General features: G+C 63.2%; 10 protein-coding genes, 1 tRNA gene and 1 pseudogene. 7 read left to right on the top strand and 5 right to left on the bottom strand.

Translation table 11 applies throughout. The features are described from left to right. The 5 genes and pseudogenes from WEA77_RS13525 to WEA77_RS13505 all read left to right on the top strand — a co-directional run. A partial coding sequence (locus WEA77_RS13525) for a DUF2840 domain-containing protein (RefSeq protein WP_368068407.1) occupies window positions 1-604 on the top strand: 604 nt, incomplete at its 5' end. A gap of 456 nt (window positions 605-1060) precedes the next feature. Beyond that, complete coding sequence (locus WEA77_RS13520) at window positions 1061-2497, top strand: DUF3363 domain-containing protein (protein WP_368068406.1); 1437 nt, start codon at window positions 1061-1063, stop codon at window positions 2495-2497. 291 nt (window positions 2498-2788) lie between these two features. After that, window positions 2789-3241 (top strand): hypothetical protein, encoded by a 453-nt coding sequence (locus WEA77_RS13515; RefSeq protein ID WP_368068405.1) that lies wholly within the window; start codon window positions 2789-2791, stop codon window positions 3239-3241. Window positions 3242-3407: 166 nt separating this feature from the next. Further along, window positions 3408-3812 (top strand): hypothetical protein, encoded by a 405-nt coding sequence (locus tag WEA77_RS13510; RefSeq protein ID WP_368068404.1) that lies wholly within the window; start codon window positions 3408-3410, stop codon window positions 3810-3812. Window positions 3813-3997: 185 nt separating this feature from the next. Beyond that, a pseudogene (locus tag WEA77_RS13505) lies at window positions 3998-4594 on the top strand (tyrosine-type recombinase/integrase); the annotation flags it as partial. A 201-nt stretch (window positions 4595-4795) separates the two neighbouring features. Here the strand turns inward: WEA77_RS13505 and WEA77_RS13500 are convergent. Next, window positions 4796-4872, bottom strand: a tRNA-Met gene (locus tag WEA77_RS13500). A 57-nt stretch (window positions 4873-4929) separates the two neighbouring features. After that, on the bottom strand, window positions 4930-6072 hold the full coding sequence (locus tag WEA77_RS13495; RefSeq protein ID WP_368068403.1) for an NAD(P)/FAD-dependent oxidoreductase: 1143 nt from the start codon (window positions 6070-6072) through the stop codon (window positions 4930-4932). Between the two features lie 71 nt (window positions 6073-6143). On the opposite strand from WEA77_RS13495, the gene WEA77_RS13490 reads away from it, so the two are divergent. After that, complete coding sequence (locus WEA77_RS13490; protein WP_368068402.1) at window positions 6144-6908, top strand: hypothetical protein; 765 nt, start codon at window positions 6144-6146, stop codon at window positions 6906-6908. 65 nt (window positions 6909-6973) lie between these two features. Here WEA77_RS13490 and trxB read toward each other — a convergent pair whose 3' ends face one another. Further along, a complete protein-coding gene (gene trxB, locus WEA77_RS13485; protein WP_368068401.1) occupies window positions 6974-7942 on the bottom strand; it encodes a thioredoxin-disulfide reductase in 969 nt (322 codons plus the stop codon). An 81-nt stretch (window positions 7943-8023) separates the two neighbouring features. Further along, window positions 8024-9013, bottom strand: coding sequence for a cation diffusion facilitator family transporter (locus WEA77_RS13480; protein WP_368068400.1), 990 nt, complete (start codon window positions 9011-9013; stop codon window positions 8024-8026). A gap of 116 nt (window positions 9014-9129) precedes the next feature. On the opposite strand from WEA77_RS13480, the gene WEA77_RS13475 reads away from it, so the two are divergent. After that, the gene (locus tag WEA77_RS13475; RefSeq protein ID WP_368068399.1) at window positions 9130-9849 is read left to right on the top strand and encodes a hypothetical protein; all 720 of its coding nucleotides are present in this window, start codon (window positions 9130-9132) and stop codon (window positions 9847-9849) included. A gap of 137 nt (window positions 9850-9986) precedes the next feature. Here the strand turns inward: WEA77_RS13475 and gyrB are convergent. Continuing rightward, window positions 9987-12326 (bottom strand): DNA topoisomerase (ATP-hydrolyzing) subunit B (gene gyrB, locus WEA77_RS13470; protein ID WP_368068398.1); only part of this gene is annotated, 2340 nt, incomplete at its 5' end.

The raw sequence follows: 12326 nt of genomic DNA, 5'->3' as shown, positions 1-12326 counted from the left end.
GGGGCGGGAGTCCGGCGACACCCAGATCGAAACTGACACGGTCGGGCGAGCCTGCGATAATCTGCAGAGCGCTCCATGCGGATGCAAATGGTGTGGATATTGCACGGTTCACTTCATGGACACCGGCTCTGTTCCGACCCAAAACCTTACGCTCGTTCGGCTGCGCACTGCCAAGCTAAAGGCAAATGACCGGCTGGTTTTCGGCGAGCCGGTAGCGCGGTTTCCCTATTCGTCCGGCAGTGAGCTTGTAAGCTTTGTGCCGGGTCAGATATTTGGATTTGTGCGCTGGCGCGGTGACGGATACGGCACCCAGACCTGGCGGATTGTCGTGTGCGAGGCAGCCATACCGGGCAGCGCCGTCACGGCTGTTCCGGGCATTTTACCAGGGGCAATGTTGCTTTTGCACGCCTTCGGAAAAACCCGCGTCATGCGCGCGCTTGCAATCATCCACGCCCTAAAAAATCAGCATGATCTGCGAGGCGTCGCGCCTGACTACTGGCGTCACGTGCACCTTTGTATCGAGCAGAATGTCGAGCCCGATCCTTACGACGTTGCAGGCTTCACAGCGCTCGGCATCGCGAAGGAACTGCGCGCAGGTTTCTGAAGCTTCAGAGGCGGCGTCAGGGGATGAGTAAAGAGAAGCGGCGTAATGCAAGATAAAAGAAGGTGTGCCCGTTGGGCCCGCTTCCTGGTGACGCCGCTTCAGGACTATGCGAGTCGTCTCGGAGTGTGGCGCGAGTCGCCAAAATAATTCTTTACCCGGAAGATACTGCAGAACACGCGCGAGTCGTCTGGTTTCGTCTTCTGGCGCCCCGTTGCTTTTCGACGTGTGTCTCATCAGTGTGCCTGCAACAGGAGACGCTGGCACCCCTTGAGCGAGACAAGCGATGACTTCCGGCCCAGGCTTGGGCGTATTGCGCAGGACCGTGCAGCGCGACCGCGAAGCCTTGCATCGACGCTGCGCCAGGGGCGAAAATCTGCCAAAATATCCGGCCGCAGATCCTCACAGAAAATTCAAAGCTGGCAGGGTACGCGGCGCGCGATCGTCAAGGCGCGCGTTGTGCGTCTCGGCGGCAAGGGCCTCGCACTGCAACGCGCGCACCTCGGCTATCTGCAGCGGGAGGGCGCGGGACATGAAGGAGCGCGCGCCGAGTTCTACGATGGGACAAGCGAAGGCGTGGACGGCAAGGACTGGCTCGCAAAGGGCGCCGGCGACAGGCATCACTTCCGGTTTATTGTGTCAGCGGAAGACGGCGAACGGCTTGTCGACCTCAAGCCCTTTATCCGGTCTCTGGTCAAAGACATGGAAGCGGACCTTGGCACGCGCCTCGACTGGATTGCGGTGGATCACCACAACACCGATCATCCGCATTCCCACGTGCTGGTGCGGGGCGTGCGGGACGATGGCCGCGACCTGGTCATCGACCGGGACTACGTATCCTCCGGAATTCGTTACCGCGCAGGTCAGATTCTGACGCGGGAGCTCGGCCTCGAAACGCAAGAGGAGATCGAGCTCAAGATCAGCCGCGCCATACCTGCCCGCCGCGTGACCAGTCTCGATCGGCAAATGCTACGTCATAGCGCTGCGAATGGCGTCATTGACCTCGGCGATGTTCAGCGCCGCGGGATGCACTACCGGGCCCGGCTGCAGGTACTCGAACGGATGGGGCTCGCCGAGCGGGCTGGCGCTGGGCGCTGGCAACTAAGTCCGGACCTGCTCGGGTCCCTTTCCCGCATTGAGCAGACTGACATCGCCCAGGCGCGGATCCGCGAGCACTTGCACGATGCAGGACCCGGCCGCGCCGAAGGCTACAGGATTGAGCGCCAGTCAGGCCGGCGCGAGGTTGCCGGGCGCGTATTCGCCTTCGGACTCGCGGATGAGCAGTCCAGCAGCCGGTTTGTGTTGATCGATGGCCTTGATGGCCGCGTTCATTACGTCGCCATATCCGCAAGTGGAGAGGTGACGCGCGGGGCCATTGTTCGCGTCGGTCCGGAACGGCTCCACATGCTGAGCCGTGAGCCGTTGGATGGGATGATCAAAGCGGAAGGCCGCACCTTGCTCGACACTTGGCTCGCCGGTCAGGAACAATTTGACGTGTCGCTTGGAGGCTTTGGCGCCGATCTCAGAGCAGCAGGATCTGCGCGCCTTGCCGAGTTGCAGCGGCGCGGATTGATACAGTCTCACGAGCGGCTCGATGCGCGCTTGCTCACGAAGCTGGATTGGCACGCCATGCACGCCGAAGGCGCGCGGCTTTCTTCTGAGATGGGTATGGCTTACCGTCCGGCCAGACCAGGTGAAAACCTTGACGGCTATTTCGAGCGAGACCTTTCGACCAAGGCCGGGCGTTTTGCTCTGATCGAGCGGAGCCAGGAATTCTCGCTGGTGCCGTGGAAGCCAGAGTTCGAGCAGCGCAGGTACACCCAAATCCGGATGACGGTTGGCCGGGAGCTGACGATCAGCAAGCTGAGGCAGCGAAGCCTCGGCCTTGACCGCTAACAGCCACGCCTCTCAGGCGAAAATGCACAACAGTCTTCGCGTGCGTTTTTGAAACTGAACCTGTTTAGCGATGTGCCATGTGCTCAAAGACGATTTTATCAAAAAAATTCTGAGAAGCGGAAAGCCAGCCGGAATACGCCCCGCGATGCCTGTCATTGCTGCCAAATGCACCCAATCACAATTGACAATCTCCATGCGGGAAAAAGCTCGATTCCACTCGCGCAGCGCCGATTTGACAGATGATGCGGACACGGATTTTCTTTGCTTGTTCTAATACCCGAAAGGCGCTCCATGAAGTCCCGCGCGATCTGCTATCTCGACGCCACACTCGACGCCAAGGTCTCGGCCGCCGGGGCAAAAAAGGGTTGGTCAAAATCCTCCGTCATCGAAGCGGCGCTCAAATATTTCTTTTCAAGCGCCATCGAGCATGAGCGCGACGCGCTTCTGATCAAGCGCCTCGATGATATGGGCCGGCGACTTGCGCGCATGGAGCGCGACCAGCAGGCGCTGATGGAGCTATGTGATTTGAGTATGCGCTACCAGATCGCTTACGGCCCGCGCCTCGACGCTGCCGCCGTCAAGTCGGCGTTCACGGAAACCGTCCCAGCCTTTGAAAACTACCGGGGCCAGCTCGAGCGCCGCCTTGCCCCGGGCCGTAAACTCCTCGGCGAAGCGCTCGCCGACGCCATCTTCAACGAGGACGATTTTCGTAAGGCGCCGGTCAGCGCAGGGGAGAAAACCTAATGGCTGTATCGAACTGGGGGCGCGTTTGCGCTGCTGCCAATTGTTGTAACTTTTATAGAGGGCGTCGAGGCGGGCAAGCGATGCGGTCGCTTGATTATCTGTCTTCAACCCGCTTTCAGGCGCGAGGCGGCTCGGGCAAACGCAGGGAAGGGCATTAGCGACTATCATGCGCGAGCCGCCGGTTCTTTCGGAATTCTACAGTGCAATTGCGGCTGCGCACGGCATCTCCCTCTACGGCCGCTATTCCGAAGCTGATGCCGCGGCCACGCTTCAATTTTCGCTTGTTTCGCTGCGTCGTTTGCGTGCAAATGGACGTATCGGTTTTGTTCGACTCTCGCCGCGCAAGATCGGATTTTTCGGCTACCAGCTCGTCGATTTCCTGCTGCAGGCCGTGGAGGAAAAAACATGCCCCGTTACTCAAACGGCCGGGAATTCCAGCTTGGAGAATTCTATCTTTCCAAGCGGCGAGGTTCGCACGCGTGGTGCCGTACCTGGTTCGATCCCAAGGATCGACAGACAAAGCGTGTTAGCCTCGGCACAGCGGATTATGACGAAGCCTGTCAGGCGCTGACGGACTGGTTCGTACTGAGCCATACCAAGCAGAATGAAAAACCGGCCGAGGCAATACTCGCCGAAGTGTTTGCTCGATACTTCGAGCATTATGGTTCTACAATTGGCAGCAGCGGCAACATTCAGCGGGCTTTGAAATTCTGGCTCGATTTTCATGGCGCAGCAACGGTTGAAGAAGCCTGCCAGATGCCCCGGCAGCAGGCTTTTCAGAAGTATCTGCGCAGTGAGCGAGGCCTCGGCCCCAGTACAACTCGGCAGGTCCTGACGATCGGCAAAGCTGCCCTGAACTGGACCTGGAAGCGGGGAGAAATTGGCTCGGTGCCCTACATCGAACTGGTCAAGGTGCCGAAGCCGCCGCCAAAAGGCCGTCCGCTCGAAATACAGGAAGTCGCCCGGCTGATTGAGGCTTCAGAGTATCATCTTCAGGCTTTCATTGTTCTGATGATCGCGACGACCGGCCGGAATGAAGCTGTCCTCAGCCTCACCTTCGACCAGATCGATTTCGGGAATGACCTCATCCAGCTTAATCCCCATGACCGCGAACAGACACTGAAGTTCCGGCCGACGATCAAGCTTCCGGCAAGTCTTAAGCCCTGGCTTGAATATCAGGCCGAACGGTCGCGGTCAGGGCGTGTCATCGAGTTCAGGGGCGCGCCGGTTTTGAGCGTGCGCACAGCGTGGCGGTCAGTTCGGGCGAGGCTTGAAATGGACGATCATGTCCAGCCTTACGGGATCCGGCACACGATGGCCCGCTGGCTGCGCAAGAGCAGCGTTCCGGCTTGGGAAGTCGCCGCGCAACTCGGCCATAAGAGCCCCGACGTCAGCACGACCGAGATCTACGCGCCGTTTGACCCGTCCTACCTGATGAAGTCGACCGCAGCGATCGACGACTTCCTTCAGCGCGTTGCGTGTCAGTTGCGTGTTAGTTCGATCTCGGAGTTTTTGATAGATCAAGAAAAAGATTTGGAAAATCAGGGCAGTAAGTGGTGGTTCGGGAGAGACTTGAACTCTCGACCTCGCGATTATGAGTCGCGCGCTCTAACCAGCTGAGCTACCGAACCGTTCGCCGCGTCAGCGAAAGCGCCTGATACACACAGGGGCGGGGCCGTGCAAGCGCCCTATCCGGCTGCCCGGTTGGCCAGTTCCGCCACGTGTTCCGCAATCGAGAGGGATGAGGTCAGGCCCGGGCTTTCGATGCCGAGGAGGTTGATCAGGCCTGCGCTGCCATGGGCTTCTTGCCCCTCGATGCGGAAATCGCCCGATGCGGCGCCCTCGGTCACCAGTTTGGGCCGCACGCCGGCGTAATCGGGGCTGAGCCGCTCGAGGGTCAGGCCCGGCCAGAACCGGGTGACTTCGGCATGGAACGCCTTTGCCCGGGCCGGATCGACGCGGTAATCGAAGGGGGGCTGAGCGCCATCCGGTAGCCATTCGGCGTCCGGGCCAAGCTTGCCCCGACCGGCAAGGTCGATGGTCAGGTGGAGGCCGAGGCTGGACGTGGTCGGCATCGGGTAGATCAGCCGCGAGAAGGGCGTGTGGCCCTGAATGCTGAAATAACTGCCTTTCACATAATGGGGCGCGGCCAGGCCGGCGGTGTGGCGGCCTTCGATGGCGGCGGCCAGCGTGATGGCATGGTGGCCGCCGGCATTGATGACGGTGCGGGCGCGGATGTTGGCGGGCGAGGCGCCGCCGGTCTCGAGGCGGACATGGCCGGTCTCGACCGCGCCGGAGAGGACCGGCGTGCCGAAGGCAATGGAGCCGCCGGCATCCTCAAGCTCGCCCTGCAGGGCAAGGAAATAGGCGTGGCTGTCAAAGATGCCGGAGACCGGCGAGACGATCGCGCCGGTGACATTCGCGCTCAGGGCAGGCTCGATCCGGCGCACAGCGGCGCCGTCAATCAGGCTGAGCTGCTCGACGCCGTTGGCTTCGGCGCGGCAGAGGATCTTCTGCAATTCGCCCGCCTCGGCATCGCCCACCGCGACCACGAACTTACCGCAGCGCTTCACGGTCACGCCGTGTGCATCGAGATAGGCATACAGCATCCGGCGGCCGTTCACGCAGTGCCGGGCCTTGAGGCTCCCGGCGGCGTAGTAGAGCCCGGCATGGATCACTTCGGAATTGCGCGAGGAGGTGTGCATGGCGATCTGGTCTTCGGCTTCAAGCACGATGACCTCCCGCCCCGCCCGGGCGAGGGCGCGGGCCGAGGCGAGGCCGATCACGCCCGCGCCGATGACGACAACATCTGCCTCGAAACTGTCCGCCATCGTGTGCCTGTCCCTGTTGGGTAAACGCTGCCGCTCGCCGGAAGCCTCGAAACGGTCTAGTATCAGGGCTGATGGTCAGAAGCAGCCTGATTCTCGCGGCGCTTGTTGTCTCAGGGGCGCTGAGCGCGTTCGCGGATGTCGCGAGCGCCAATGCCGCTTTCCGGGCCGGGGAATACGACCTTGCACTGCAGGAAATCGCCGGGGAAAAGTCTGCCGACGCGCATGCCCTCCGGGCACGGGCGATCCTTGCAAAAGTCATGTGCTCGGGCCGCGAGCCGGACCTTGCCTCACTCAAGGACGCGTTGGCGGCCGCCGAAGGGGCGCTTAAGCTGGAGGCGGGCCACGGTGAAGGGCGCCTGCAGAAAGCAATTGCCCTGTCGCTGCTGACGCGGCCGATGAGCCTCTCGGAAGCCAATAAATCCGGCTACGGACTAAAAGCGAAGGCGCTGGCAGAGGGCGTGCTGGCGGACGATCCGGAAAACCACTATGCGCTGGGCTTCCTCGCGGTCTGGCATGTCGAGGTGCACCGGCGCGGCGGTGCGCTTGGCGCGGCCGTGATGGGGGCGAGCCTCAAGACAGCGCGCAAGTATTATGCCGAGGCCGTCCGCCTCGCGCCGGAGGATGCCGGACTGCGCTGGCAATGGGCGCGGGCGCTCGCGGGGTATGACGCGAAGAAATACCATGCCGAGATCGTGGCGGAGCTGGAAGCCGCGCTGGCGATTGATCCGCAGACGGATCTTGACCGCGTGATGCAGGAGAGGGCGGCCGTGTTGCTGGAGGTCGTCGAGACGCAAAAACCGCGCGAGACCGAGAAGACCGCGCAGGAGATGCTGTAGGGCGGGGTTTTATGCCGCCGAGGACGGGCGCCGATTGAACGGCGGGCTAAATCCCGCCCTAAGGCTCACTCCGCCGCAACGGCTTGGGCGTGCGCTGCTTCCTCGGACAGCCAGCGCTCTGCTTCCAGTGCGGCCATGCAGCCCATACCGGCCGCGGTGACGGCCTGACGGTAGGTTTCGTCGGTGACGTCACCGGCGGCATAGACGCCGGGGATGCTCGTCCGGGTGGAACCGGGCTCGGTGATCAGGTAGCCGTTCGGGCGCATCGCCAGCTTGCCCACGAAAAGTTCCGTGGACGGCGCATGGCCGATGGCGATGAAGATGCCGTGGACAGGCACGTCGCGCACCGCGCCCGTCTTGACGTTTTTGATCCGCGCCGCAGTGACGCCGAGGGGCTGCTCATCGCCGAGCACGTCTTCGAGGGCTGTGTCCCAGATCACTTCGACCTTCGGATTCTTGAACAGGCGATCCTGCAGGATCTTCTCGGCGCGAAAATGGTCGCGGCGGTGGACGACCGTGACCTTGGAGGCAAAGTTCGTCAGGAACAGCGCTTCCTCGACGGCCGTATTGCCGCCGCCGATGACCATCACTTCGCGGCCCCGGTAGAAGAAACCGTCACAGGTGGCGCAGGCGGAGACGCCGAAGCCCTTAAACTTCTGCTCGCTCGGCAGGTCCAGCCACTTAGCCTGCGCGCCGGTGGAGATGATCACCGCGTCGGCCGTATAGGTGGTGGCGCTTTCACCGACGGCCTTGAACGGGCGGTTGCCCAAATCGACGCTGAGGATGTGATCGCTCGCGACCTTGGCGCCCATCTTTGTCGCATGTTCCTGCATGCGCACCATCAGGTCCGGTCCCAGCACATGGGCGTCGCCCGGCCAGTTCTCGACATCGGTGGTGATCGTGAGCTGGCCGCCCGGCTGCATGCCGGTCACGACGAGCGTTTCGCGCATGCTGCGCGCGGCATACACGGCGGCTGTCCAGCCTGCCGGGCCGGAGCCGATGATCAGGATTTCTGCATGTCTGGTCTTGGCCATCCGGGCCTCCCGCGTCTCTGATGCCCGTATATGGGCGCTGATTGCGAGGGTTAAAGCGCTGCGGGCGGCTTCGCAATGCGGCTATGCGGCATCGGGGCTTACTTCACCGATCACTTCCACGGTCGCATGGCTGGCGCCGAAGGCATGGGCGAGGCGTTCCTTCACCCCGCGGCGCACGGATTCGGCCGTCGCGCCGGGGGCGAGCGTTACTTCCAGCGTCACCAGAGGGCGCGATTCAGTCAGCGCCCAGGCGTGGACATGGCTGACATTGGCGACGCCCGGCACGCTGGCCTTCAGGTCTGCGATGATCTTCGCGGCTTCGAGGCCCTCGGGCGTGCCTTCGATCAGGATGTGGCCGGACTCCCGTGCGATCCGCACGCCGCCATACAGGGCGAGGCCCGCAACGAGGATGGAGAGCAGCGGGTCCGCGATATACCAGCCCTGCCAGAGGATCAGGATGGCGGCGAGGATGGCGGCGACCGAGCCGAGCAGGTCGCCCGCAACATGCCACATCGCGCCGCGCAGGTTGAGGTCGTCCTTGTGGCCGCCGCCATGCAGGATGGCGAAGGCCATTATGTTGACGATGAGGCCGAGCACCGCGACGCCGAGCATCAGCTCGCCGAGCACCGGCGAGGGCAGCAGCAGGCGGTTGATGGCTTCCCAGACGATCCAGAGCGCCAGCAGGATCAGCAGCACGCCGTTGGTGAAGGCCGCCAGCACCTTCATCCGGCCGAAGCCGAAGCTGCGCCCCGGATCAGCCGGGCGCGCGGAAAGCTTGTAGCCGAGCCAGGCGAGGAGGAGCGAGCCGGTATCGGTGAGCATGTGGGCCGCATCCGCCATCAGCGCCAGCGAGCCGGAGAGAATGCCGCCGATCACTTCGGCAAACATGAACCCGCCGGTCAGCAGCGCGGCGAGAATGACGCGGCGGCGGGAATCGGCCGTTGCCATGTCGGCATGGTGCTGGTGGTGCGGGTGGTCTTCGTGATCGTGCGTATGAGCAAGGCCGTGCGCGTGGGCATGGGCGTGGGTAATCGCGTCCCCGGGGCAGGTGGTGTCGGTATGGTTGTGCATGGGTCGGGGGTGCCGTGTGGCGGCCGATACGTCAACCGGGGCGTGATAGCATAACGGGCCCGGATGGGTTTATGCTCCCTCCAGAGGCATGGTCATACCATGCATGGGAGGAAAATATGGGACAGGTGCGCCTGCGCCAGGTGGTGATTGCAGCGCAATCGCTGGGAGTTGCCGACACTTTGGCGGCGGTCTTGGGATTGGGCGACGGGTTCCTCGATCCCGGTGTCGCCGAGTTCGGGCTCGTGAACCGGGTCTACGCCCTCGGGGACCAGTTCCTTGAAGTCGTCGTGCCGACCGCGCTGACCGCGCCGGCGGGGCGCTTCATCGCGCGGGGCGGGGAGGGCGGCTATATGGCGATCTTCCAGACCGACGACCTCGCCGCCGCAAGAGTGCGGGCGGATGCGCTGAAGATCCGCCGCGTCTGGAACATCGATCTGCCCGACATTTCCGCAAGTCACCTGCACCCAGCGGATGTCGGTGCCGCAATCGTCTCGATTGACGAGGCGCGCCCGGCCGCCAGCTGGCGCTGGGGCGGGCCGGACTGGCAGAAGAACGCCGCGCCCGGACGGCTCACCGGCGCAGTGATCCACACAGCCAGCCCTGACCTGATGGCCACCCGCTGGGCCGAAGCCCTGGGCGTGAAGGCGACGGGAGGGCAGGTCGAGCTCAGCGATGCAAAGCTGGAATTCCGTCCGGGGACGCAGGAGCGGATCGTGAAGTTTCTGGTCAGTGTGCCGGATGTGGGCGCGGCCGCAGTGCGGGCGGCGCGGCGCGGGCTGGATGTGGTGGACAATGAGGTGCGGATTGGCGGGGTGGCGATTGTTTTGGCGGAGTGAGAAGACGCCTCCCATCGCCTCCTGCGATGCGGAGGAATAAACCAGTGTCGCTGGGGGCGGGACTATAACCCCATGAATTGGGAGAGGAGGGGTCCGCCGCCAGAAGCGGTGCGAGGTGAGGGGCTTGGCGCGCCGGACTAAACGTCCACCTCAGCCTCAAGCGCAAATTCCTCGATGAACTCGCGTCTCGGCTCCACCACATCGCCCATCAGTTTGGTGAACAGTTCGTCCGCCTCGTCGGCATGTTCGACTTTCACTTGCAGCAGGGTGCGGGCATTGGCGTCCAGGGTGGTTTCCCAGAGCTGGTCGGCGTTCATTTCGCCGAGGCCTTTATAGCGCTGGACCTTCAGGCCCTTGCGGCCGGATTCAAGCACGGCGCCAAGCAGGCTCGCTGGTCCGTGAACGGCAATGTCGCCGCCCTTTTCCTGGCGCAGGATCGCGGCGGATGCGTACATGTCACGCAAGCCATTCGCGCGTTCGGCGAGGCGGATGGCGTCCTGGCTGGCGATGAGGGCGGGCGCCAGCACAGCAGTCTCGTCGACACCGCGAACGGTGCGTTGCAGCACTAACGCGCCTTCCACGAAGCGGCCTTCCCATGTGTCCTCGCCTTCCTCGGCGAGGCGGTTCAGGCGCACCGCCGTCAACTTCGCCATGGCGTCGTCGCCATTGCCGGCCAGCGCGCCGGCAAGGGCCGCATGCTCGATCAGGTCGGCCGGCGCGCGCAGGGCAAGGCGTTTCAGGCCGGCCCGGAAGTTTGCTGCCTGGCGCACGCGGTCGCGCAGGTCTTCGCCGCCGATCTGCGTGCCGTCGGCGAGGATCAGCGTTTCACCGCTGGTGCCTTCGCTGATCAGGTAGGATTCCAGTTCGGCATCGTCCTTCACATAGCGCTCGGAGCGTCCTCGCGTCACCTTGTAGAGCGGCGGCTGCGCGATGTAGAGAAAGCCGCGCTCGATGATCTCGGGCATCTGGCGATAGAAGAAGGTCAGCAGCAGGGTGCGGATATGCGCGCCGTCCACGTCAGCATCGGTCATGATGATGATCTTGTGGTAGCGCAGCTTGTTGATATCGAACTCGTCGCGCCCGATGCCGGCGCCCAGCGCCATGATCAGCGTACCGACCTGGTCGGAGCCGAGCATCTTGTCGAAGCGCGCGCGTTCAACGTTGAGGATCTTGCCACGTAGCGGAAGGATGGCCTGGTTGTCGCGGCTGCGGCCCTGCTTGGCGGAGCCGCCAGCTGAGTCACCCTCGACGATGAAGAGTTCAGATTTCGCCGGGTCTTTCTCCTGGCAGTCTGCCAGCTTGCCGGGCAGGGAGGTGATGTCGAGCGCGGACTTGCGGCGTGTCAGCTCCCGCGCCTTGCGGGCGGCCTCACGCGCGGCGGCAGCCTCGACGATCTTCTCCATGATCTGGCCGGCTTTTTTCGGATTCTCCTCGAACCACTCGCCGAGCTTCTCGCCGATCAGGCTTTCGACCACGGGGCGCACTTCAGAAGAGACGAGCTTGTCTTTCGTTTGTGAGCTGAACTTCGGGTCCGGCACCTTGACCGACAGCACGCAGGTCAGGCCCTCGCGCGCATCGTCGCCGGAGATTTCGACCTTCGACTTTTTCGCGATACCGGTTTCGTTGGCATATTTGTTGATGATGCGCGTCAGGGCGCCGCGGAAGCCCGCAAGGTGGGTGCCGCCATCGCGCTGTGGGATGTTGTTGGTGAAGCACAGCACGGACTCATGATAGCTATCGGTCCATTCGAGGGCCGCTTCCACAGTGATGCCGTCCTTCTCGCCGATCACATAGACCGGCTCGCCGATCAGTGAGGTTTTCTGGCGGTCGATGTGCTGGACAAAGGCCTTCACCCCGCCTTCGTATTCCAGCGTGATTTCGAATGGTTCGGCGCCGCGCTCGTCGCGGAAGATTATCTTCACGCCGGAGTTCAGGAAGGCGAGTTCGCGCAGCCGGTGTTCCAGCGTCTTGCGGTCATAGTCAGTCATCGTGAAGGTCGACGGCGATGCGAAGAAGCGCACAGCTGTGCCGGTATAAGGCCTGCCATTCTCGCGCTTCGGCGAGGGGCCGCGCCGGACGAGCGGCGCCTCGACATGGCCGCCGTTCACGAAGCGCACGAAATGCTCATGGCCTTCGCGGTGGATCGTCAGGTCCAGCCAGTCGGACAGCGCATTGACGACGGAGACGCCGACGCCGTGCAGGCCGCCGGAAACCTTGTAGGAGTTCTGGTCGAATTTACCGCCCGCGTGCAGCTGGGTCATGATGACTTCGGCCGCCGAGACGCCTTCACCGGCGTGCAGGCCGACCGGGATGCCCCGGCCGTTATCGGTGACTTCGGCCGAACCGTCCGGGTACAGCGTGACCGTCACGCGGTCGGCATGGCCGGCGAGGGCTTCATCGATGGCGTTGTCCACCACCTCGTAGACCATGTGGTGCAGGCCCGAGCCGTCATCGGTGTCGCCGATATACATGCCGGG

This window comes from Hyphomonas sp., assembly GCF_040882205.1.
Lineage (GTDB): Bacteria > Pseudomonadota > Alphaproteobacteria > Caulobacterales > Hyphomonadaceae > Hyphomonas.
The sequence above is the reverse complement of the archived record's forward strand: the minus strand, read 5'-3'. Positions and strand labels throughout refer to the sequence as shown.